The organism is Vibrio sp. 10N.222.49.C12 (genome assembly GCF_041475025.1).
In the GTDB taxonomy this organism is placed as follows: domain Bacteria; phylum Pseudomonadota; class Gammaproteobacteria; order Enterobacterales; family Vibrionaceae; genus Vibrio; species Vibrio crassostreae_C.
Genome location: NZ_JBFRVF010000035.1, coordinates 1 through 24,212, shown reverse-complemented (window position 1 = coordinate 24,212; position 24,212 = coordinate 1). Strand labels below are relative to the sequence as shown.

Genomic DNA, 24,212 nt, shown 5'->3' with positions numbered 1-24,212 from the left:
TAGTCATGGCTGAAGTGTATTCTTGGCTCACACCGGTATGGAGTGAGTGGAAAAAAAGTCTCGATGCGGAGCGTTTTCCTAACTCTGTGATTGTTAATGCACCGGAAGGGCTCGGCGTTGATGCTTTGATTAGCCAACTTACCGACGCATTGATGTGCACGAACTATGAAAGCGAGTCGTGCGGGTTTTGCCACAGCTGTGAGTTAATGAAGTCGGGCAGTCATCCTGATTTTCATGTGATCTCACCCGAGAAAGAAGGTAAGTCGATCACGGTTGATCAAGTGCGTGCCAGTAACCGCTGGGCTCAAGAGTCTTCTCAGTTAGGTGGTTTGCGCGTTATTTTGCTTAACCCTGCTGAAGCAATGAACGAATCGGCTTCCAACGCACTATTGAAAACTCTGGAAGAGCCATCAAGCAAGTGCATCTTCATTCTGTCTACTCGTAACAGTAATCGCTTAATGCCGACTATTATTAGCCGTTGTCAGCAATTCAATGTGGTTAGTCCGCAGTTAGAGACAGCATCAGCGTGGTTAGATGGTGAAGTGGGCAAAGCGGTACCGCAGTATATTTTAGCACTCAATGACAACGCGCCTTTAAAAGCAAAAGCGATGTTTGAGCAAGGTGGCGTTGAAGCTTCAACAAAAGCGCTCGATGGCTTTGTGAATGTGATAAAAGGCACTCAACCTGACATGCTAGAGTTCTCTACAGAGCTTAGCAAAGACCCTTTGATTCAACTTGGCTGGCTTTGGCATCTATTGTCAGATGTACAGAAGCTGCATTTTGGTTTGGCGAATCAGGCTTTCACTCCGAGTGCGAAAGCACTGTGTGAGGCGATGTCTTATCAAAGTGCTTATGCAGCATCGAATAAACTGCTGACATTGATTGAGCAGTTAAAGCAACACCCTGGGCTCAATACGGAGCTACTCATAATGAATTGGCTGATAGCCACTTGCGAGGAAACATGTTCGTAGATTCCCACTGTCATTTAGACAAACTGGATTACCAAGATTTACACACCAGCGTAGAAGATGTGGTTAACAAGGCGAAGGCTGCTAATGTAGACCAATTGCTTTCTGTCGGTGTGACACTCGATTCGTTTGAAAATATGCTCGAGATGATCTCGCCGTTTGATAACGTTAAAGCCTCTTGTGGCGTTCACCCTCTCGATGTTGAAAGTGATTTCAGCCTAGAGACAATGCGTGAATACGCGAGCAACCCTAAGGTTGTGGCGATTGGAGAGACAGGTTTAGATTATCACTACCAACCAGAGACGGCGGAGCTGCAACAGCTACGATTTAAGCAGCATGTTGAGTTAGCCGTTGAGCTGAATAAACCTTTGATCATTCACACTCGTAACGCACGTGAAGACACATTAGCTATTTTACGTGATGGCGGAGCTGAGAAGTGTGGCGGTGTGATTCACTGCTTTACCGAAGATCAAGCATTCGCAGAAGCAGCAATGGAACTAGGTTTCTATATCTCAATTTCAGGCATTGTGACCTTTAAGCAGGCTACAGAACTTAAAGAAGTTGTTAAAAACCTACCGCTAAACAGGTTGCTTATCGAGACGGATTCTCCATACTTGGCGCCCATTCCATATCGTGGAAAGCAGAATCAGCCTGCATATGTCGTCGAAGTGGCGGCCTACATTGCGCAATTAAAAGGTGTGTCGATGAAAGAGGTTGCCGAACAAACGACCAAAAATTACCAAAAACTTTTTTTGCGATAAAAATCTAAGTAAACAAATAAAAGGGAGCAAAAGCTCCCTTTTTGTGTTTTTGATCACCAAAAATACGTTTTTTTTTAATGTTTACGAATTATGTTGAACTTGAGAGCGCTAATTATAACATTTGTAATTTTGTTACTAAAAATAACATTCGCTCCTATTTTATTTACTCAGTAAAATAATAGGGCTCTTGAAAAATACTTATATTTTTCAATTAATTAAATGCTTGTAAAGGATTGCATTTCTAGATTTGACATGTGATCCAAGACGTGTTTTGAAACTAAATTTCGTAAGTGACTAGAAAGTTAGTTCCCCATCAATATATATTTAGCGGCAGAAAATATAATGCAATACATGGTTACATTTTCGCAGGGTGCTAACATATAGGCTACGGGGGTGTGCCGTTAGAACCCTATATAATTATTTTATCTTTATCAGGAGCATAAACATGTTTAAGAACCTTTTTGCTAGCCTGCAGAAAGTTGGTAAGTCTCTGATGCTTCCAGTATCAGTTTTACCAGTTGCGGGTATTTTGCTAGGTGTCGGTGCAGCAGATCTTCCTTTCATTCCAGAAATCGTTTCAAACTTAATGGAACAAGCTGGTGGTTCAGTATTCGGTCAAATGGCACTACTGTTCGCAGTAGGTGTTGCACTTGGCTTTACTAACAACGATGGTGTAGCGGGTCTAGCTGCTATCGTTGGTTACGGCATCATGACTGCTACACTTGGCGTAATGGCTGGTGTAATGGGCGTTGATAAAATCGATACTGGTGTACTAGGTGGTATCCTAGTCGGTGGTGTTGCTGCTTGGGCATTCAACCGTTTCTTCCGTATTCAACTACCAGAGTACCTTGGCTTCTTCGCTGGTAAGCGTGCTGTGCCAATCATCACAGGTTTCTCTGCGATTGGTCTAGCAATCCTACTATCTGTAGTATGGCCACCAGTTGGCGGCGCTATCTCTGCGTTTTCTGATTGGGCTGCTCACCAAAACCCACAAGTGGCGTTTGGTATCTACGGTATCGTTGAGCGTTCTCTAATTCCATTTGGTCTTCACCACGTTTGGAACGTACCTTTCTTCTTTGAAGCTGGTACTTGTGTAAACGCTGCTGGCGAAACTCAAAACGGTGTTCTTACTTGTTACCTAGTTGCTGATGACGCATCTCGTGCAGCGGGCAATGGCTTCGGTCAGCTAGCTGGTGGTTACATGTTCAAGATGTTCGGTCTACCTGCTGCTGCAATCGCGATTGCACACTCAGCTAAGCCTGAAAACCGCGCTAAAGTAATGGGCATCATGGCTTCTGCTGCGTTGACTTCATTCCTAACGGGTATCACTGAACCAATCGAATTCTCTTTCCTATTCGTTGCTCCAGTACTGTACGCAATCCACGCTCTACTAGCTGGTTCTGCATACGTTCTTGCGAACACTCTAGGTTTTGTACACGGTACATCTTTCTCACACGGTCTAATCGACTTCCTAGTTCTATCTGGCAACGCGTCTAAGATGGGCCTAATGGTTGTATGTGGTATTGCTTACGCTGCAATTTACTACATCGTATTCCGCACTGTGATTAAAGCTCTAGACCTTAAAACTCCAGGCCGTGAAGACGAGACTGAAGAAGAGTCAGTTGCGACTGGTTCTGAACTTGCTGGTGAGCTAGTTGCTGCATTCGGTGGCAAAGCGAACATCACTGGTCTTGACGCTTGTATTACTCGTCTACGTGTTGCAGTAGCTGATACAGCTCTTGTTGACCAAGACAAGCTGAAGAAACTAGGCGCTGCAGGTGTTGTAGTAGTAGCGGGTGGCGTACAAGCTATCTTCGGTACTAAGTCTGACAACCTTAAGACAGACATGGATGAGTGGATCCGTAACAACGGTTAATTCTCTGATTCAATAAATTGAAAGGAGGCCGAAAGGCCTCCTTTTTTGTTTTCTGCTCTATGAAAGATCTATTGTGCTTAATCTCCATTAACTCAGATACTTATCATTCAACTCGATCAGTTGATGGTTGCTCTTAAATTTTTCGTGTCTTTTATCTTTTACCCAGCGATGACACCTTTTGCTGAGATTCCAGTAGACTTCCGTTTTTTTAAATACAGTCTGAGAATATTATGAAACATCGTTACTTGATCGGCCTTATGTGCTGCAGCGGAGCCTCGTTTGCTCACGCTTCTGAAGCTCCAGCTTTGGAAGTGGGACTCGCCATTGACCAAGACCTGAGTGTCGTTGTGGAATTTGATCAGAAATACCGTGCTACGATTGGCAATGACGGTGCTGCCTTTGATTACATTTTGAAGCGTGGTCAGTTCGAGACTGAAGCTCCGTTGAGCTGGTACGTCGGTGCTGGTGCTTGGGCTGAATGGAATGACGACTTTGGCTTACGCTTGCCGTTAGGCGTGAAAGTGAATTTCTACGAAGGTTGGAATGCTTACGCTCAAGTTCACCCTGAACTCGATATGTATAAAGGTGTTGAGTTGCAAGTGGGCGGCGCTTTAGGTGTTACCTATAAGTTTTAACCTGAACTAAAACCGTTTTAATAATGAAAAAACCAGCATTTAGCTGGTTTTTTAGTTTGGGCCGATCTTATATTTTTGCTTCATTGAGCCGCTTAGAAAGTAAAACTCAGTCCGACATTGGCTTGGAATTGGTTCATCCAGTCGGTATCAAAGCGAATGATGCACTCTTGCCCGTTATTTGGGATATTACAAACACCGGAGGTATCGTTGTCGACAACCGTGCCTAACCAACGTACTTGTGTGTTCAACGCTAGTCGGTCACTAAATTTGTACTCTAAGCCACCAAAGATAGAAGTTGAGAATCCATACTTATCTTTTGCCCAGTCTACATCGACGTAAGAAGCACCCAGGCCTAGCCCTAGATAACCCGACAACACAGGCGAAGCAGGGTAGTAGATGCTGCTTTGAAGGTGCAGGTATTGGATGGAGGAGCTTAGGTTAAGCGTTTCTAATTCCGAGCTCTGATTGGAGTAGAAGAAGCCGATGCGTCCTTTTTCAAGTGGCGTTTCAATGGCAAAGGTGTAATTTTCAGAGCCTTTCATGTCATAGGTTTTACCGTCCTGGTCTTCGACACTGCCACCGCCGGTATAACCTACCATAGGTGTAATGATGATCTCCGGCGAAGCATACGCGCTTGAAACGGAGAGAAGCGTAATCAGTGCCATCATATTTGCTTTGTTATTCATGAGTATATCCTTATCCATACACTTACTAATTGTGATGGTTACATCAATATTGTGCGACTAATTTCGACGATTCTTGAAGATACTTCACACACCTGATAGTACTTAAATAGAGACTCGACAAATTAATAATAAACCAGAGGTGTCTATGGACCATAATCTGAAAAATGCCCTACAAATTACCGTGTTTATCTACATGATCATTCTTTCATTTGGCTTTATTGCGATTGGTAGTTAATACCATCTATTGCGAGGCTGAGTTTTGATACTCAGGGAATAATGAATAGTGGGATTATAACCAATATTGATACAGCAATAGACTTGGATTATTACGCTAAGTTTATTGCTGGAAAAACAGCACTGGTCGCTCAAGGTGGCGGACAGAGAAGTATTTTTACTTCTGGAGTGCTGGATGCCTTTCTTCTCTCAAATTTTGACCCCTTCGACGAATTTTTTGGTACCTCAGCAGGTGCTCTCAACTTATGTGCTTATCTGTGCCGTGATAAAGGCCTTGGACGTTCTTTTGTTCTCGACCTCACAACCTCACCAGAGTTCTTCAATCTCTTTTCCTATATACGACACAGAAAGAACCTAGGATTAGAATGGGCGCTAGAACAAATCATGGCTTACCCATATAAGCTCGATCTGGATTTAGGGCGACAAACGCTAGGCGATCGCCACTTCTATGCGGCTGTAACGGATTCCAAAGACTTACGAGACCACTACTTCCCATTATTGGGCGAAGATTGGTACAAGGTGATGATTGCGACCTGTGCTATTCCTCGCTTGTACAATGACGAAGTCTTTATTGGTGACAGTGCTTATGTGGACGGTGGTGTATCGGCGTGTATCCCAGTTCAGGAAGCGTGGCGAAGACAAGCTCGTTCTATTGTGGTGATTCGTACTGAGCCAGTGGTGGAGGAAGGTAATACCCATTTGGTTGAAGCACCAGTTAAAGGATCTTCAGTCAAAGCGCCTAAACCTATATCTGCAGAAGAACTGGAGTGGTTCCGCGAATCTTTCGACAGTGTTCAAGGCCATTGGCAACAGAAAGTGGAACAGTGGAAAACCGACTGGACCTCTTTCTTCCAACAACAAATTATGCGCTCAAAAGAGCAGAAGCGTGACCGTGGGCATTTAGACCTGCTGAACGGTGGTCGCTGGCTATTTGGTGCAGATGATATTTATCGCTTAAGTCATTTAATCGGAGATAAGTTTGATTCAGGGTTGGCTGACATGCTGATGGTGCATTATCAGACCTACTCATTGACTCAGGATTTTTTGAATTCGCCACCAGACGACGCGTTTGTGGTTCAGATAGCACCTAGTCAAACGCTTAAATCGAGCTCATTAATGAGTCATAAAGATGATTTACTGCATGATTACGAATTGGGTTTAGAAGCCGGTTACCGATTTGTGGAGACCTATACCTCAACGGAAAACGCTCGCAACTCGCATATGCCACAGTTAGCCACCATTGCTGCGGGTAACTAATTCCCGAAGTTGATGAGCTAGCATGCTGTGAGCTCGTTATGCTGTTTAAGCAGATTTTAGTGAGTCGTGTTCTGAAATGAAAAAGGGTTATTGAACTTGGTTCGATAACCCTTTTAAGTTTTTGAGATTAGGCGAATCGTTTCGCCTTAAGGTCAAATATTAGGTGACAGGCAAGATTCTCATACAGTTGGTTGACCCTGCTACATCCATAATGTCGCCTTGAGTGACGATCACTAGGTCACCAAACTTAAGGTGTCCTTTCTCTTTCAAGCAAGTGAGTGTAGATAGTGCAATGTCAAAGCTGTCTTCGGCTTCTGTCTCGAAGTAGATTGGTGTCACACCTCGGTATAAGGTACAGCGATTAAGCGTTCCTTCGTTACGAGACAGCGCGTAGATCGGCATGTCGGCACTCAGGCGAGACATCATCAGTGCGGTGCGGCCTGACTCGGTGAGAGTGACAACGCCTTTAATGCCTTCCATATGGTTTGCAGAGTAGATGGTCGCCATCGAAACGGTTTCTTCGGCAGTAACAAAGGTGCGGTCAATACGGTAATTGGATTGGTTATTAATGCCTGCCATTTTTTCCGCACCAATACAGACTTCAGCCATCGATTTTACGGTTTCGACTGGGTAGTCACCAGCTGCAGTTTCACCAGACAGCATCACAGCATCGGTGCCATCGAGTACGGCGTTGGCAACATCCATAACTTCGGCACGGGTTGGCATTGGCGCAGAAATCATTGATTCCATCATCTGAGTTGCGGTGATGATAGTTCGGTTAAGCGCTCTGGCACGGCGTATAAGCTGTTTTTGTACTCCGACTAACTCAGGGTCGCCAATTTCCACTCCGAGGTCACCACGAGCCACCATGACCACATCTGAGGCCATTATGATGTCATCCATGTTCTCAACTGTAGCTACTGTCTCTGCTCGCTCCACTTTTGCGACGAGGTGAGCTTCTAAGCCGGCTTCTCGTGCAAGCTGACGAGCATAGTGCATGTCTTCACCATTACGAGGGAAAGACACCGCTAGGTAATCCACTTTGATTTGTGCGGCGGTGACGATGTCGCGCTTGTCTTTTTCTGTTAGCGCTTCTGCGGAAAGGCCACCCCCTTTTTTGTTGATGCCTTTGTTATTTGAGAGTGGGCCGCCAATGATGACTTCGGTATGAACGCGACAGCCTTCCACTTTGGTTACTTTGAGTTGAACACGACCATCGTCAAGCAACAGTATATCGCCGGCGGATACGTCGTTAGGCAGTTCTTTGTAATCAAGGCCAACGGCTTCTTGATTGCCTTCACCTAAACCTAGGCTGCTATCGAGAGTGAACAGGTCGCCTACGGCAAGTTGGATTTTGCCATCTTTGAATGTCGACACACGAATCTTGGGACCTTGTAAGTCTCCGAGAATGGCGATTTGAGTACCGTGTCTTTTTGCTATTGTTCTGACTTTTTCTGCGCGTTGTATATGGTCGTCGCTGGTGCCGTGAGAGAAGTTCATACGAACAATATTGGCACCGGCTTTGATGATCTCTTCAAGCACGTTACCTTTATCAGTAGAAGGGCCTAGCGTTGTGACGATTTTCGTTTTTCTTAATTCTGCTGTCATGAATACTCCTAGAGTGAGGCCAAGTAATCTTTTAAAAGACTGAATTAAGTATATGCATTAATTGATAATTTATTGGGAGCTAGGAGGATATTTCTTGATTTGCCTTTAATTATTGAATTCAGGGCTCAAATGCGATGTTTTATTCTGAAAATTAAGTCGCAAATTATCGATGTGGGTGTTAATTTTCCTCGAACTATTTGACTCGATACACAAAGATTCATGTATATACGTGATACTGGTCACGGCGATATACCAAGTGACTTCACAATTACTTCGCAAAGTAAAAAAATTACCTCGTTGATGATTTCTGGAGCGTAAAATGTACATGGCTCAACCGGGCCATATTGATCATATCAAACAGGTCAATGCTGGTCGTGTATATAAACTAATTGACCTTAAAGGTCCTATTTCTCGTATCGATCTGTCCAAGCAAAGTGAGTTGGCTCCGGCGAGTATTACTAAAATTACCCGTGAACTCATTGAAGCTCACCTTATTCACGAAACGACGGTTCAAGAAGCCACGACTCGTGGGCGTCCTGCTGTCGGTCTGCAAACCAATAACGAAGGTTGGCAATTTTTGTCGATGCGCCTTGGTCGCGGATACTTGACGATCGCGCTCCATGAATTGGGCGGCGACGTGCTTATCGATACCAAGATTGATATCCATGAACGTGATCAAGACGATGTGCTTGCGCGTCTTCTCCATGAAATCGATGAGTTCTTCCAAACCTATGCCGAGCAACTCGACAGGGTGACGAGTATCGCTATCACACTGCCAGGTCTGGTGAATTCAGAGCAAGGTATTGTGTTGCAGATGCCGCACTATAACGTTGAAAACTTAGCGTTGGGGCCGGAGATCTACAAAGAAACCGGTTTGCCAGTTTTTATTGCCAATGATACCCGAGCGTGGGCATTAGCAGAAAAGCTGTTTGGTAACTCACAAGACAACGACAACTCTGTTCTTATCTCGATTCACCACGGTTTAGGTGCCGGGATCATTCTTGATGGTCGCGTTCTGCAAGGACGTCACGGTAACATCGGTGAGTTGGGGCATATCCAGATCGACAAGGAAGGCAAGCTTTGCCACTGTGGTAATCGAGGCTGTTTAGAAACGGTGGCGAGTTCTCAGGCAATCCGTGAGCAAGTCAAAGAGAGATTGGTAAATGGTGAAGAATCAACGCTAACGGTGTTTGAAGACGTCACTATTGAACAGATCTGTGCTGCCGCTGCTAATGGGGATCCGCTGGCTGTCGAAGTGATTGAACAGTTAGGCCGTTATCTAGGTTCTGCGATTGCGATTGTGATTAACCTGTTCAACCCAGAGAAAATCTTGGTGGGTGGTGTTATCAATCAGGCGAAGAGCGTGTTATACCCGGCGATTCAAAAGTGTATCGAAGAGCAGAGTCTATCGGTTTACCATAAAGACTTAGAGCTGGTGGAATCTCGTTTTTATAAGCAGGCAACCATGCCAGGTGCTGCGCTCATCAAGCAGGCCTTATACGATGGCCAACTGTTAATGAAAGTTATTGAAGGTTAACCCCTTTTTCTCGTCTTGTAGCCTTACCTTGAACCTTTCCATGTACTTAAGCTTTGTATAACATCATTTGTTGTACTTAGTTTAAGCATTCTGTGCATTGGCGCTTTGCTTTAACCTATTGAAGTAGGCTATTGTAGCCACAGTTATTATTTGTCACTAAGGTGTTGTATGTCTGGCGTTTTAAATTCGGTTGATCAGAGAACCAAACTGGTCGGTGAAAACCGTCTGGAACTCTTGTTATTCAGCTTAAATAGTCGTCAACTATTTGCGATTAACGTATTTAAAGTGAAAGAAGTCCTCAAAGTGCCAGTACTCACTCGCTTACCGGGCTCTCATCATCATATTACGGGTGTTGCGTCTTTACGTGGTGAATCGGTGCCTGTTATCGATTTACGCAGTGCCATTGGCTTTCCGCCATCTCGTGCGGAGTCTCAAGAGAGCAACCTGATTATTACGGAATACAACCGAACCGTACAAGGTTTCTTGGTTGGGCAAGTTCGTAATATCGTGAACACGACATGGACAGAAATCCAGCCGCCGCCAAAGACAACAGGCCGTGCAAACTACCTAACCGCTATTACGCATATTCAAGAAGAAGAGCAGCACAAGATCGTCGAGATCATCGATGTTGAGAAAGTGTTGGCTGAGATCATTGATTACGATGTCTCGATCTCTGAAGGCGTTTTAGATGAACAATTAGCTCAGGAGATGATAGGACGCAATGTGCTTATCGTTGATGACTCTTCAACAGCGCGTAACCAGATCAAAGGCACCTTGTCGCAGTTGGGTTTGAACATTATTGAGTGTTGTGATGGCTTAGAAGCACTGACCTTACTTAAGGGCTGGTGTGATGAAGGCAAAGACATCAATCAAGAAATATTGTTGATGATCACCGATGCTGAAATGCCTGAAATGGACGGCTACAAGCTGACACACGAAGTACGTACTGACCCAAGAATGCATGACCTATTCATCACGCTAAATACTTCATTAAGTGGAAGTTTTAATGAAGCTATGGTTGAGAAAGTAGGGTGTAACCGCTTTATTTCTAAGTTCCAGCCAGACCTCTTGGTTGAAGTGACTCAAGAGCGAATGCGTCAGATTTTATAATTAATGCTGCTGTACGGTTTGTTTTGAGTGACCTTATAGAAAACGCTTGCTAATATTCACGCAGCATATTTTTCTTAACGAAATATGCTCAACTACTAGCGTTATTTTTCACACACAATCTAAGGTAGTTCCTCTTAATGATATGGTTAACGTCTAAAGTCGTCATGACTTTGAGCTTATTACTGTATAGGGAATTTAAGAAAAGACGTACGGAAGCTGAAGTTGAGTCATAACTCAACAACTGGAATTGAAGGGAAGAGGATGCTTCCCTTTTTCGTTTTTCTTTCTCTCTTTTCTTTAGCCAATGATCGATTGAGAACAGTTGGTACTTCGCTAATGAAAATCCCGAGATTTGGTTTTCAAGCCAACAATTTCATCGGTAATATCGATAAGTTTTCCCGCGATAACATGCACGACTTCACCTTCTTTTTCTAATATCCCTTGTACTTTTAACGCCTTGGCTGTGAGATAAGCTTGCTGTTGAGCGCGTGCGGTTGCTCCCCATACCACGACATTAATATTGCCAGTGCTATCTTCCAGCGTAACAAAGGTGACACCTGCCGCGGTTCCGGGAGATTGTTTTCCTGTGACTAATCCGACAACGGTGACCATCGATTTGTGTCTTTGTTGTATTAAATCTTTCATGTGTGTGAATCGACCTAATCGTCCCGCTTCTTCGAGCAAAGTGATTGGATGCTTGTTCAGTGAAACTCCGACACTGGTGAAGTCTTCGAGTAGATCTTGCATTTCGTTGGGCTTGTTCAGTGTGTGTTCGCCATGCTCATCCTCAGTATCGTCATAGACCTGGCTAAACAGAGGTAGATCAGACGCGGAATCCATTATCGCCCAGCGAGTTTGGAAGCGGTCTCCAGAGACGTTATGTAGCGCATTGGCCGATGCCAGTAGCTCGATATCTTTCTTATTCATCGATAACTGTTTCACCTGGCTAGGGTGGCGATAACCGGATGGTGGACGATTGGCGATCACGCTTTGAATCCCATGCTCGCTGAACCCTTTGATTTGTCGCAGCCCTAAGCGAATCGCTAGACCATTCTGATGAGAGACAACCGTGTGGTCGTTTTGAGAAGCGTTCACACATACCGGAAGTATCACCACATTATGTCGCTGTGCATCTTGTACCAACTGTGATGGGCTATAAAAGCCCATGGGTTGGCTGTTCAACAAAGAAGCGTAGAAACATTCAGGGTAGTAGCATTTCAACCAAGCTGAGCAATACGCTAACACCGCAAACGAAGCCGAGTGGCTTTCCGGAAATCCGTACTCGCCGAAGCCGCATATCTGTTTAAAGATCTGTTCGGCAAACTCTGTTTCATAGCCGCGCTTTTGCATTCCCTCGATGAGTTTGTTTTTAAACTTAAAGACGTTGCCATTTTTCTTCCAAGCGGCCATTGCGCGTCTGAGTTGATCTGCTTCACCACCAGTGAACCCTGCAGCCACCATCGCGAGTTTAATCACTTGCTCTTGGAAGATAGGTACACCTAAGGTACGCGACAGTACTGATTCCACGTCTTTAGATGGATAACTGATTGGCTCAATGCCATCTCGACGCTTGAGAAATGGATGCACCATATCGCCCTGAATAGGACCTGGGCGTACGATAGCGATTTGAATCACCAAGTCGTAATAAGTTTTCGGTTTCAGCCTTGGCAGCATGCTCATTTGCGCACGTGACTCAATTTGGAATATCCCGACCGTGTCTGCCCGTTGAATCATGCCGTAAACCTGAGGATCATCCTTAAGGCGAGTGATCTCAGCAATGGTCAGTGATCGCCCGTGAATACGTTTGATCAGGTCGAAACATTTACGAATCGCAGAGAGCATACCCAACGCGAGCACATCAACTTTCAGCAAGCCTAAGGTTTCTAGATCATCCTTATCCCATTGGATAATGGTTCGATCGTGCATCGCGGCATTCTCGACGGGAACCAATTCATACAAGGGCCCAGAAGAGATCACAAAGCCGCCCACATGCTGAGACAGATGACGTGGAAAGCCGATAATCTCATTCACCAAATGGATAAACTGTTGCCCCTTCAAAGAATCAGGTTGTAGACCCAATTGAGTGAGCTGAGCCTGCCAACCTAGGCTTTTGTCCCTACGGTTGGTGTTCTTGATGAAGTAGTCGAGCTGGGTTTCTTGTAGCCCTAATGCTTTACCGACATCTCTTACCGCACTTTTAAAGCGATAAGAGATGACCGTTGCGGCAAGTGCAGCCCTTTCTCTACCGTATTTTTGATAGATGTATTGAATAACTTCTTCACGGCGTTCGTGTTCAAAATCGACATCAATATCGGGCGGCTCATCGCGCTCTTTACTGATGAAACGTTCAAATAGCACTGAAATCTGCCTTGGGTCGACTGAGGTGATTTCTAAGCAATAACACACCACGGAATTGGCCGCTGAACCTCGACCTTGGTAAAGAATGCCTTGGCTTTTAGCAAACATCACGATGTCGTGAATGGTGAGAAAAAAGAAAGGGTAGTCAAGCTCGTCAATTAATCCCAATTCTTTATCTATGATTTGTTGGATGTCGTCAGGTACACCTTTTGGGAAGCGAGTTCGTTTTCCCTTTTCGACCAACATGCGCAGATAACTCATGGGTGTCTCACTTTGAGGAATCAGTTCACTGGGATATTCGTATCGTAAGCTATCTAAATCAAATTCACACAACTCAGCGATGCGGTTGCTCTCTTCTAGCCACTCCGCTTTGAAGATATGAGAGAGCTTATTGATACTCCGTAAACAATGTTCTGCATTAGCGAGTAAGTGACTGCCCACTTCGGTAATGGGTTTTTGATATTTAATCGCAGTGAGTGAGTGCTGCAAGGGTAAGCGATTCGCATTGTGCATCAACACACCACCACAAGCTGTAATCGGCAGTTGGTGATGTTGTGACAGCTCAACGCAGTAATCTGTGTACTGCTGGTCGGTTTGTTTTAGGTGTCGTTGTAAGCCAATCCACAACCGACCTGAATGATGCTGGGAGAGCCATTGCCCCCAGTGTGCGTCTTCATTTTTCTGTTGAGGAAGCCAAAGAATAAAGCAGTGCTTAGCCGACATGATATCCCACTCAGAGAGCTGATAATGTCCCTTACTGCTACGACGTCTCGCGTTGGTAATTATACGGCACAGCTCGGCGTAGGCTTGTCTGTTTGGGCATATCAAGATCACTTGGCACTCTTCATTTAACCAAAACATGCTCCCGACAATTTGCTTGAGTGACAGTTTATGTTGCTTGATTGCAGAGTGAACCTTAACGATGCCCGTGACTGAGCACTCATCAGTAACCGCGAGTGCTTTGTAACGTAAGAAGTCGGCCTGTAAAACAAGCTCTTCCGCATGCGAAGCTCCCTCTAGAAAGGAGTAATTACTTTGACAGAAAAGCTCTGAGTATTGCTGAGACATAACGTAATCTCACTTAACCATTGCGAGTGAACATGATTGAAAAGGGACGCTGAAATTGAATAAGTAGAACGGAGGAGCTAACAAAGTTTCTTGCTGACTTACGTTCTTACCGACTAGCTAAATAAGCCGTGCAAAAACCACTGTTTATCTGGCGTTTTAAATATCCAGAGCCACCGACCGTTTTCGCTGTGAGCAATAAAGTAGTCACGAATGACCTTCTCTCCGTCCCACCAGCCAGACACAATGCGCTCTGGGCCTTGAGATAAGGTGACGCTTTCGGTTAAGGCTTCGGGCTCTGGCAGTAAAATACTGGGCCTGAGCCGCTGTTGAACGACGCTGAGAGCTGTGGTTTGTTGCTCGCTCCTTGAGGGCGCTTGCCTTTTTGTCACAGACTTACTCAGTGTTGGGAGCGAATACTGATTGGCCTTTTCTGGCCTTGGGTCGTGCTGTATTTTTGGTGTTTGAATACAGGCTTGTCCAAGCTTTGCTTGCAGTAGTGAGAGCAAATCTAACGCGGCAAGTGTTCCGGTATTACCATCAAAAAGATCATGGTAGGCCATTTGGGGTTCTCCATGACGAACCAAGCTGAGGGTCAGTCCTTGAACCGGTGCGGTGAGCTTGAGTGACTCTAAGGTGAGATGAGTAAGGTTCGCCCATTTTTCAGCAAGGTAATCACCTTGTGCCGAATAAAAAGAGACAGGGTGATCGTCTTTATCTCTTAGGTGTAAAGTCAGAGTTAACTCGAAAGCCACTCGATCGCGTAGCTTCAAAAAACATTCGAGTTGATTCAGTAATTTCAGCAACGGCTTTTCGATAAATAGGATGTTTTCAATATCAAACAATAGCTCCAAATATTGCTGGAAATTCTCTGGTGGATGATAGAAATCAATCGGGTGCTTGAACTGGCCGTTAAGGCGACCGACATAATTCACCAAGTCGATATCAAAGCGGCGTGCGACCTCTTGCAAAGGCAGCTTTAATAAGTCTTCAACGGTATTGATACCGACACGGTTCAGGCGTTCCACTTGCTTTGTCGGTAGCTCACTGGAAATTAATGCTTGTTGATTGACCCAAGTTTTCATCTGCTCAATATTGTTTGTTGCTTGGTTGATCGCTTGCTTACCCAAAAGGATCGCAGAAAGCGGCGAATAACCCGTAGCGAAGCTGAACTGGATATTGAGCGTTTCTAAGTGGCTTTTGAGCTCATGCCAGTAGTTATCTAGCCCGTCGTAAAGTGACAGCATGTTAGAGGCTTTAATCAACAAACCATTAGGTGGCAATAACGCCATGTCGGAAGTGACCAGATACGCCCATTGAGCGATCTCTTTAAGCTTACTTTTCTCCAGTTCAATACTGTAAGGGTGGACGTGTAAGTTGTGGCACAAAGCTGCTGCAGACCCTAAGCCCATACCAAGCGAAATTCCCGATTGCAGCGCAGCTGGGTTTGCTTGCAGTACATGGTGATCTTTTTCATCCACGATGATAATAGGTTGTTCGCGTGAGTCTTCGCTCGAACCCAATTCATTAGAGTTAAACAAGGTATCCAACTGCAGAGATGGAAAGTGCAGATAAAGCCACAACATACGTTAGCCTTGCTTCGCAATAGGAAAAGCCAGCACAGTGTTACCAGACAAAGCGCGGTCTGAATTGTCTTCATAAACGACTTTCTCTGTGAGTAACGGCCAGTAGTGTGTCATGTCTAGAATAAAGCTGCCATACGACCAGCTGCCTTTTCTTTTTGTTACCTCTACCTTCAATCCTTGGGCGTGAGAAGACAGCTTCATGCTTAAAGAAACGGGTAGGGATAGTTGATTATGGCTGGTGGCTTTAAAGTGAAACTGCAGGCACTTACCGGTTTCGCTTGCTGCTTGTAAGCGCTTGGTTTGGTGTATTTCTAGATCGGCTCCCCATAGCAATACAGAGTGACAAGCACCGCTTTTGAGGGACTGCTCAGCCGCCCACAACGCATCGAGATCGCGTTGAGGCTGGATAACAAGAATATTCTCTAATTCAATGCCTTGGCCGCTAAAAAACTCGGCACAGATCTTCCCTGGCGGATTAATGAATATGGCCAGTTTTTGCGAGTTTTGTTGAGATAAATAGGGCGTAAGGAGGCGAAGCTCGCCGATCCCTTGTTGTGATTCAACTTCAATAACGCCGTGCGTCGGGAAGCCGCCATCAAGCTGTTTATCCAGTTGAGGATAGCCTGTTGAAGTGGTGCTTCCTTGCGTTGTTGATTGTAACCCTTTCCAGATTAGCTGGCGGTCTTGTAAGTTTTTTATTAGTTCATGCATAATTAAATACCTGTGTATTTATACAGTATATTTAACAATGGAAAAGATGCAAAGCAAAATGACGAAAATTAGGGGAATAATACCAATCACAGTAAGTAAGTGATCATAAATAGCGCAGGAAAAATGCTTGAGAACAAGGCAGAAATTTTCGATAAGTAGTTATTCTACAATCAAAATTTCTAACGCCGTTATCGAGTGTTTTAACAAGCTAGGATGACCAGTTATTTACTACGATTGGTATCAGTGTTAGTTGATTGATTTAGATAAAAAAAAGCCGCTATGGAAGCGACTTTTTACTATTGGTCAATGATATCAAGTTACTTAGGTTGAGCATCGATACATTGGCCATTAATGTCTGTCACAATTGGGTTCATTAAGTGTAGGTACAGTGGGATGATGTCGAGTGGCGTTTTTAGCTTATTCGCATCTTCTCCTGGGTACGCTTTTGCACGCATACGTGTTTGAGTGCCGCCTGGATTGATTGCGTTAACACGGATGTTCGTGTCTTCAAGCTCGTCCGCTAGGATCTGCATCATACCTTCGGTAGCAAACTTAGAAATTGCGTAAGTGCCCCAGAATGCACGACCAGAGTGACCAACCGTTGAAGAGGTAAATACGATACGACCTGCTTCTGCTTTTTTAAGTGCAGGTAGCAGAGCTTGAGTCATCAAGAACTCAGATTTCACATTGATCTGCATAACATCATCAAAGGTTTCTTCATCAATCTGCTCAAACGGGCTTAGAGTGCCAAGAACGCCAGCATTATGCAGTAGACCGTCTAAACGACCGAACTGTGATTCAATGGTTTCAGCCATATCAACGTAGTTCTGCTTTGTCGCACCTTTTAAATCCAATGGGATAATCGCAGGTTGTGGGTAACCAGCGCTTTCGATTTCATCGTAAATGAATTCAAGGTTTTTAACATTGCGGCCTAACAGAATGACAGTTGCACCATGTTGAGCGAAGCTTAGTGCTGCTTGGCGACCAATGCCAGCACCGGCACCTGTAACCAAAATTACTTTATCTTTGAGGGCATCTGTAGAGATTGGGTAATCCACTGTGCTTATCCTTCTTTCTTTTATTATGTTCGTCATTCCATTGATGTTTAATCACACAGATAACCGCAGGAATGATGAGAAATTCTTGGTAATCGTGACAAGATGGTTACAATACACTAATTCATACAATAGGGGATATGACATTGGAATTTTTGTTGGACTACGGCTTGTTTTTAGCCAAGATTGCGACCGTTGTAATCGCCATCATCGCAATTTTAGTGATTGCTAAATCTGTGGGTGGGAAATCAAGCGCGATTAAAGGTGAGCTGGAAATCACGAACCTATCTGAACATCATAAACAGACGATTGAACAACTAGAGCACCATCTACACGATGATGCTTTCATCAAAGCCCGTGATAAAGCAGAAAAGAAAGCGGAAAAAGAGAAAGTAAAATCACGCGGTAAAGAAGTGAAGAAAGCAGCGAAAGAGGGTGAGCTTGATAGTAAGCGTGAACCACATCTATTCGTTCTTGATTTTAACGGCAGCATTGATGCGAAAGAAGTGGCTTCATTACGTGAAGAGGTAACGGCGGTTCTGGCTGTGGCTCGTGAAGGTGATGAAGTATTGCTGAAACTTGAGTCTGGCGGTGGCATGGTTCACGGCTATGGTTTAGCGTCTTCTCAACTTGATCGTATCAAAGCGGCAGGTTTGCCTCTGACTATCTCGGTAGACAAAGTGGCGGCAAGCGGCGGTTACATGATGGCATGTATCGCAGACAAAATTGTATCTGCACCGTTTGCTATTGTTGGCTCTATTGGTGTTATCGCTCAACTGCCAAACTTCAACAAACTACTTAAAAAGCACGATATTGAGTTCGAGCAGCTAACGGCGGGTGAGTACAAACGCACGCTTACTATGTTTGGTGAGAACAGCGATAAAGCACGTGAGAAGTTTAAAGAAGAGCTAGAAGAGACACATGGCCTATTCAAAGACTTCATCCGTGACCATCGTCCTGCGTTAGATCTTGAAAAAGTAGCAACGGGTGAACACTGGTTTGGTACACAAGCACATGAACTTGGACTGGTGGATGAGATCAGCACTTCTGATGACTTAGTCGTAGCGGCATGTAAGGACAAAACGGTTCTAGCGATCCACTACGTACAGAAGAAAAAGCTTTCAGACAAACTAGCGGGCGTGGCAGGTAAATCTGCAGACAGCGTGTTGATGAAGCTGATTGAACGCGGTCAAAAGCCGATTGTTTAAGCTTATTGAGTTCTAGTTCTAGTTCTAGGCTTGGTGCCTTACGTTCATTTACAGACGTTTGAGCCTTAAAAAGAAAGCGCATAAGTCATCAGACTTATGCGTTTTTTTATTGCTCCACTTCCGAGCTGGTGACCACTATGTTGTAGGGGGAGCGGAGTTTTATACCAAACACTGACTTACTGTGATTGATATTAAATCTTGGCTCCATAATCATTACGTTTTGGACAAGTAGTCAGAATCTCTCTATGACCCGTATCTTTGAGCTCTTCCAAAATCACATCAAAGCCCCACAAGCGATAGAGATGCTTCATCACTTCGTCGTAGCCTTTATCAAGCGGGATGCGGTCGTGAGGCACATATTGCAGTGTCATTGAGCGGTCACCACGAACATCGACATTAAACACCTGAATGTTTGGTTCAAGGTTACTTAGGTTGTATTGCGCCGCAAGCTTCTCACGAATCAGGCGATAGCCCGGATCATCATGAATAGCACTCACCTCAATGGTATTTTTACGGTCGTCGTCGAGTACAGAGAACAGCTTAAAGTCTCGAATGATTTTTGGAGAAAGGTATTGGCTGATGAAACTTTCATCTTTGAAGTTGTGCATCGCAAAGTGCACCGCTTCTAACCAATCACTTCCGGCTAACTCAGGGAACCACTCTCTATCTTCATCGGTTGGCTCTTCACAGATGCGTCGGATGTCTCTAAACATCGCAAAGCCAAGCGCATAAGGGTTTATCCCGCTGAAATAAGGACTGTTGTAGGCAGGTTGTGCGACGACACTGGTATGGCTGTGTAGGAATTCTAAGATGAACTTATCACTCACCAAGCCTTCGTCGTAAAGGTGGTTAAGAATGGTGTAATGCCAGAAGGTTGCCCAGCCTTCGTTCATCACTTGAGTTTGTTTTTGAGGGTAGAAGTATTGGCTCACTTTGCGAACGATGCGAACACACTCTCGTTGCCAAGGTTCAAGCAGTGGTGCGTTCTTCTCGATAAAGTAGAGAATGTTTTCTTGAGGCTCGCTAGGAAAGCGGATCTTGGTCTCTTCTTCCTTATTTTTATTTTGAGGAACGGTTCGCCATAGGTCATTCACTTGAGATTGCAGATAAGCTTCGCGTTCTTCTTGTCTTGCTGTCTCTTCTGCAATGGAAATCTTCTCAGGGCGTTTGTATCGGTCTACGCCGTAATTCATCAGTGCGTGACAAGAATCAAGGAGCTGCTCGACTTCAGCAACACCATATTTCTCTTCACAACCACTGATGTACTTCTTAGCAAACAACAAGTAATCGATGATGGAACTGGCATCGGTCCATGTTTGGAACAGGTAGTTGCCTTTAAAGAAAGAGTTGTGGCCATAACAAGCGTGAGCCATTACCAGCGCCTGCATTGTGACCGTGTTCTCTTCCATCAGGTAAGCGATACACGGATCGGAGTTGATTACGATTTCGTATGCCAAGCCCATTTGGCCATGCTTGTAGTTTTGCTCGGTTTGAATGAATTTCTTACCAAAAGACCAGTGGTTGTAATTGATAGGCATACCAATGCTCGAGTAGGCATCCATCATCTGTTCTGAAGTAATCACTTCAATCTGGTTTGGGTAAGTATCTAAACGGTAATGCTGCGCAACACGTTTGATTTCTACGTGGTATTTCTCCAAGAGGTTGAACGTCCAATCTGGACCATCAGGCAGCATCTTGTCGTTTTTCTTTTTTGCAGCTTTGTTTTTCTCTGCAACGTTTGATTTCGCTGTCATGGCAAACTCCCTTACGCTGTCTCTTTCTGGAACAGTTCTCTAAACACAGGAAAAATATCATCCACCGTTTTAATGTTTTTCATGGCGAAGTTGTCAAAGCTACTCTCGAGTTTTTCGTATTCGTGCCAAAGTGTTTGATGAGAGCGGCGTGTTATTTCGATGTAAGAGTAATATTGGCAAGTTGGCAGAAGCGTATTGACCAGTAACTCTTTACAGCGAGGAGAGTCATCAGCCCAGTTATCGCCATCAGAGGCTTGTGCTGCATAGATGTTCCACTCATTAGCAGGGTAGCGGTCTGCGACAATTTCCTTCATCAGTTTCAGTGCGCTTGAAACAATGGTGCCACCCGTTTCTTGTGAGTAGAAAAACTCATGTTCGTCGACCTCTTTAGCCTGAGTATGGTGACGAATAAACACAACATCGACGTTTTCGTAGGTGCGATTTAAGAACAGATACAGAAGAACATAAAAGCGCTTCGCAATATCTTTTGTGGCCTGATCCATAGAGCCCGATACATCCATTAGACAGAACATCACGGCTTGGCTAGATGGAATAGGGCGCTTCTCGTAGTTTTTAAAACGTAAGTCGAAGGTGTCAATGAACGGCACGCTTTCAATCTTTTTACGTAACTCGGCAATCTCTTCTTTGAGGCGACCTTCCTCAAAAGGTTGTGCCGGCTCCGTCATTTTAACTTGGTCAAGCTGTTCCATCAGTAGGTTAAGCTCGCGCTTTTTACCTGCTGTCATCGCGGTTCTACGAGCCAGAGATTGCTGTAGTGAACGAACGATAGCGATGTTGGATGGAATCCCCGCGCTTTGGTAACCAGAGCGGTGAGTTTTCCATTCGGTGATTTTGTTGACCTGATTTTTCTCTAGATTAGGTAGAGCTAAATCTTCAAAGAGAATATCAAGATACTCATCTTTTGAAATTTGGAAGGTAAATTCATCTTGGCCTTCGCCATCAGGGCTTGCGTCGCCTTGGCCTGAGCCACCACCTTGACCACCACCTTTAGGGCGTTCGATTTTATCGCCAGTGATGAACTGATCATTACCTGGGTGAACGCGCTCTCTTACGCCGCCTTGACCTTGGTGAAAGTTCGGCTCTTTGATGTCTTTATGGGGAATAGTGACGTCTTCACCTGTTTCTGTATTGGTGATTGAGCGTCGGTTAACTGCATCGGCCACAGATTCTTTGATTTGCTCTTTATGGCGTCGTAAGAAACGCTGTCTATTCACAGCACTCTTATTTTTGCCATTGAGCCTCCGATCGATAAATTGTGCCATAAGAACTCCCTCTCAGCTGATGTCGCGATGCTACTTTTTATTCGGGTATAAGAGTTATTGATTTACTAAGGTATAAAAGTTATTGGTTTATACGAGCTGCTCAGTTGAGCAGCTCAATACCGTTTAGTTATGAGGATTTACGAACTCTTAGGTACCACTCAGATAGCAGTCTCACTTGCTTCTCGGTGTAGCCTTTTTCCATCATACGAGCAACGAAGTCGTCATGTTTTTTCTGATCATCCGTTGAGGTCTTAGCATTGAACGAAATAACAGGAAGTAGCTCTTCTGTGTTAGAGAACATTTTCTTCTCAATCACAGTGCGCAGTTTCTCGTAGCTCGTCCACACTGGGTTTTGACCGTTATTGTTGGCTTTGGCACGAAGCACAAAGTTCACAATCTCATTTCGGAAGTCTTTAGGGTTACTGATACCGGCTGTCTTCTCGATTTTCTCTAGTTCACCATTCAGAGAAGCACGGTCAAATAGTTGGCCTGTTTCTGGGTCGCGGTACTCTTGGTCTTGAATCCAGAAATCTGCGTAGGTGACATAGCGGTCGAAGATATTCTGACCGTACTCAGAGTAAGACTCTAGATAAGCGGTTTGAATTTCTTTACCGATGAACTCTACGTAGCGTGGCACTAGGTATCCTTTCAAGAACTCTAGGTACTTCTCGGCGGTCTCTTGAGGGAACTGCTCCCGTTCGATTTGCTGCTCAATAACGTAGAACAGGTGCACTGGGTTCGCGGCCACTTCGGCTTGGTCGAAGTTAAACACACGAGACAGGATCTTAAAGGCGAAACGCGTTGATAGCCCAGACATGCCTTCGTCAACGCCAGCATAATCTCGGTACTCTTGGTAGCTCTTCGCTTTTGGATCGGTGTCTTTTAGAGTCTCACCATCGTAAACACGCATCTTAGAGAATAGAGATGAGTTTTCAGGCTCTTTTAGTCTCGAAAGAATGCTGAATTGCGATAGCAGATCGAGTGTGCTTGGTGAGCAAGGCGCTTGGGATAGCTCACTGTGCTCAAGCAGTTTCTTGTAGATCTTAACTTCTTCAGACACACGCAGACAGTAAGGGACTTTTACAATGTACACACGGTCGAGGAATGCTTCGTTGTTTTTGTTGTTACGGAAGGTCTGCCACTCAGATTCGTTCGAGTGAGCGAGAATCATACCGTCAAATGGCAGTGCAGAAAGCCCTTCGGTACCGTTGAAGTTACCTTCTTGTGTTGCCGTAAGTAGAGGGTGTAATACTTTGATTGGCGCTTTGAACATCTCCACGAATTCCATCACACCTTGGTTGGCTTTACAAAGCGCACCAGAGTAGCTGTAGGCATCAGGATCATCTTGAGAGAAGTGTTCAAGTTTACGAATATCAACTTTACCAACCAGAGACGAGATATCTTGGTTGTTTTCATCACCTGGCTCCGTTTTCGCGATCGCAACTTGATCGAGAATAGAAGGGCGCAGTTTGATGACTTTGAATTTGGAAATATCACCGCCAAAATCGTGCAGACGTTTTGCTGCCCACGGAGACATAATTGAGCGAAGATAGCGTTTCTCAATGCCATATTCATTCTTCAATAAGTCGCCGTCTTCGTTAACGTCGAATAGACAGAATGGGTGATCGTTTACTGGGCTTCGTTCACCGTCAGCAGACAATACATAGATTGGTAGTTTCTGCATCAGGGCTTTGAGTTTTTCAGCGAGAGAAGATTTACCACCGCCCACAGGGCCAAGTAGGTAAAGGATTTGTTTACGTTCTTCTAAACCTTGCGCAGCATGTTTTAAGTAAGAAACAATCTGTTCAATCGCATCTTCCATACCGTAGAAATCTTTAAATTCGCTGTAGCGTGAGATGACACGGTTCGAGAAAATACGACTCAGTTGAGGGTCTTGAGCAGTGTCAATAACCTCTGGTTCGCCAATGGCTAGTAATAAGCGCTCGGCAGCATTAGCGTAAGCACTTTTATCGTCTTTACACAGCCCTAAGAACTCCTGCAATGTCAGCTCTTCTTCCTTGGCTGCTTCATAACGTGATTGATAGTGGTCAAAGATACTCATAGTCACATTCCCCTTGTTAACCAGTCAAAACTGACGAGCGATTGAAAAATAGGCTCTCCCTACATTTTAAGGTTAGACCGCTTCCACAATTTTGCTTAACAATTATGTATTTATTTACAATTTTGCGTGTGAAAAACGTGGCGAGCGCAATAGGCAACTTGAGGCGCGTAGAATCAAATTATTTTCCATTCGAGGGGATCTGGTCGTTTGTTTTGAGATTTTAGGTTGCTTAATAATACCCGTGCTGGATTTATGTATGTTAGATACATAGCCGAGCCTTATTGATAATCTTGCATGATGAACGGTCTAATGCGCTTGGCTATCAGAAAATAACAAGAGAATGTGAGAATGGTTTATCAAAAAAGTCGTTATTGATTCTCATTATGTTTGAAATGGTAAATTGATACTCTAGAAGGTTACTGCGTTATTTGACGCTGCCGGTGTTTTTCAAGGTAGTT

At 44.5% G+C, this 24,212-nt stretch carries 18 protein-coding genes; 9 read left to right on the top strand and 9 right to left on the bottom strand.

Features of this window, described 5'->3' with window-relative positions; all coding sequences use genetic code 11:
* Positions 1 to 5 precede the first annotated feature (5 nt).
* The 4 genes from AB4583_RS12670 (at position 6) to AB4583_RS12655 (ending at position 4,240) form a co-directional block, all read left to right on the top strand.
* Positions 6 to 971, top strand: a complete 966-nt coding sequence (locus tag AB4583_RS12670; RefSeq protein ID WP_372052473.1) for a DNA polymerase III subunit delta' — start codon at positions 6 to 8, stop codon at positions 969 to 971.
* Entirely contained in the window at positions 962 to 1,729 is a 768-nt protein-coding gene (locus AB4583_RS12665) for a TatD family hydrolase (protein ID WP_017063483.1), read from the top strand. The genes AB4583_RS12670 and AB4583_RS12665 overlap by 10 nt, the downstream gene beginning before the upstream one ends.
* Positions 1,730 to 2,174: 445 nt before the next feature.
* Entirely contained in the window at positions 2,175 to 3,605 is a 1,431-nt protein-coding gene (gene ptsG / locus AB4583_RS12660; RefSeq protein ID WP_017062145.1) for a PTS glucose transporter subunit IIBC, read from the top strand.
* 230 nt (positions 3,606 to 3,835) lie between these two features.
* Complete coding sequence (locus AB4583_RS12655; RefSeq protein WP_017070535.1) at positions 3,836 to 4,240, top strand: hypothetical protein; 405 nt, start codon at positions 3,836 to 3,838, stop codon at positions 4,238 to 4,240.
* Positions 4,241 to 4,332: 92 nt separating this feature from the next.
* Here AB4583_RS12655 and AB4583_RS12650 read toward each other — a convergent pair whose 3' ends face one another.
* On the bottom strand, positions 4,333 to 4,926 hold the full coding sequence (locus AB4583_RS12650; RefSeq protein WP_017067207.1) for an outer membrane beta-barrel protein: 594 nt from the start codon (positions 4,924 to 4,926) through the stop codon (positions 4,333 to 4,335).
* A 145-nt stretch (positions 4,927 to 5,071) separates the two neighbouring features.
* Here AB4583_RS12650 and AB4583_RS12645 point away from each other — a divergent pair, with 145 nt between their 5' ends.
* Entirely contained in the window at positions 5,072 to 5,161 is a 90-nt protein-coding gene (locus AB4583_RS12645) for a YnhF family membrane protein (protein ID WP_100214626.1), read from the top strand.
* Positions 5,162 to 5,202: 41 nt separating this feature from the next.
* Positions 5,203 to 6,417 carry a patatin family protein gene (locus tag AB4583_RS12640; RefSeq protein WP_017063485.1) on the top strand — a complete coding sequence of 405 codons (1,215 nt, stop codon included), beginning with the start codon at positions 5,203 to 5,205 and terminating at the stop codon, positions 6,415 to 6,417.
* A gap of 159 nt (positions 6,418 to 6,576) precedes the next feature.
* Here the strand turns inward: AB4583_RS12640 and pyk are convergent, their stop codons facing one another.
* Positions 6,577 to 8,025 carry a pyruvate kinase gene (pyk, locus tag AB4583_RS12635; protein ID WP_372117556.1) on the bottom strand — a complete coding sequence of 483 codons (1,449 nt, stop codon included), beginning with the start codon at positions 8,023 to 8,025 and terminating at the stop codon, positions 6,577 to 6,579.
* Between the two features lie 319 nt (positions 8,026 to 8,344).
* On the opposite strand from pyk, the gene AB4583_RS12630 reads away from it, so the two are divergent.
* Both AB4583_RS12630 and AB4583_RS12625 read left to right on the top strand, forming a co-directional pair.
* Positions 8,345 to 9,562: an ROK family protein gene (locus AB4583_RS12630; RefSeq protein WP_017062140.1), complete on the top strand. Its 1,218-nt coding sequence runs from the start codon at positions 8,345 to 8,347 to the stop codon at positions 9,560 to 9,562.
* A gap of 168 nt (positions 9,563 to 9,730) precedes the next feature.
* The gene (locus AB4583_RS12625) at positions 9,731 to 10,672 is read left to right on the top strand and encodes a chemotaxis protein CheV (RefSeq protein ID WP_017062139.1); all 942 of its coding nucleotides are present in this window, start codon (positions 9,731 to 9,733) and stop codon (positions 10,670 to 10,672) included.
* 333 nt (positions 10,673 to 11,005) lie between these two features.
* Here AB4583_RS12625 and AB4583_RS12620 read toward each other — a convergent pair whose 3' ends face one another.
* The 4 genes from AB4583_RS12620 to AB4583_RS12605 all read right to left on the bottom strand — a co-directional run bounded on the left by AB4583_RS12620 (position 11,006) and on the right by AB4583_RS12605 (position 17,450).
* Positions 11,006 to 14,098: an error-prone DNA polymerase gene (locus AB4583_RS12620; protein ID WP_372117553.1), complete on the bottom strand. Its 3,093-nt coding sequence runs from the start codon at positions 14,096 to 14,098 to the stop codon at positions 11,006 to 11,008.
* 113 nt (positions 14,099 to 14,211) lie between these two features.
* On the bottom strand, positions 14,212 to 15,681 hold the full coding sequence (locus tag AB4583_RS12615; protein WP_017067210.1) for a DNA polymerase Y family protein: 1,470 nt from the start codon (positions 15,679 to 15,681) through the stop codon (positions 14,212 to 14,214).
* A 3-nt stretch (positions 15,682 to 15,684) separates the two neighbouring features.
* Complete coding sequence (gene imuA / locus AB4583_RS12610; RefSeq protein ID WP_372117550.1) at positions 15,685 to 16,392, bottom strand: translesion DNA synthesis-associated protein ImuA; 708 nt, start codon at positions 16,390 to 16,392, stop codon at positions 15,685 to 15,687.
* Positions 16,393 to 16,709: 317 nt separating this feature from the next.
* Entirely contained in the window at positions 16,710 to 17,450 is a 741-nt protein-coding gene (locus AB4583_RS12605; protein ID WP_372117547.1) for a YciK family oxidoreductase, read from the bottom strand.
* A 143-nt stretch (positions 17,451 to 17,593) separates the two neighbouring features.
* On the opposite strand from AB4583_RS12605, the gene sohB reads away from it, so the two are divergent.
* Positions 17,594 to 18,655 carry a protease SohB gene (gene sohB / locus AB4583_RS12600; protein WP_009849001.1) on the top strand — a complete coding sequence of 354 codons (1,062 nt, stop codon included), beginning with the start codon at positions 17,594 to 17,596 and terminating at the stop codon, positions 18,653 to 18,655.
* Positions 18,656 to 18,846: 191 nt separating this feature from the next.
* Here the strand turns inward: sohB and AB4583_RS12595 are convergent, their stop codons facing one another.
* From AB4583_RS12595 to AB4583_RS12585, 3 genes are all read right to left on the bottom strand, one after another.
* A complete protein-coding gene (locus AB4583_RS12595; protein WP_372117544.1) occupies positions 18,847 to 20,409 on the bottom strand; it encodes a SpoVR family protein in 1,563 nt (520 codons plus the stop codon).
* A gap of 11 nt (positions 20,410 to 20,420) precedes the next feature.
* The gene (locus tag AB4583_RS12590) at positions 20,421 to 21,692 is read right to left on the bottom strand and encodes a YeaH/YhbH family protein (RefSeq protein ID WP_017062133.1); all 1,272 of its coding nucleotides are present in this window, start codon (positions 21,690 to 21,692) and stop codon (positions 20,421 to 20,423) included.
* 127 nt (positions 21,693 to 21,819) lie between these two features.
* Positions 21,820 to 23,754, bottom strand: coding sequence for a PrkA family serine protein kinase (locus tag AB4583_RS12585; RefSeq protein ID WP_017062132.1), 1,935 nt, complete (start codon positions 23,752 to 23,754; stop codon positions 21,820 to 21,822).
* Between the last annotated feature and the right edge of the window lie 458 nt (positions 23,755 to 24,212).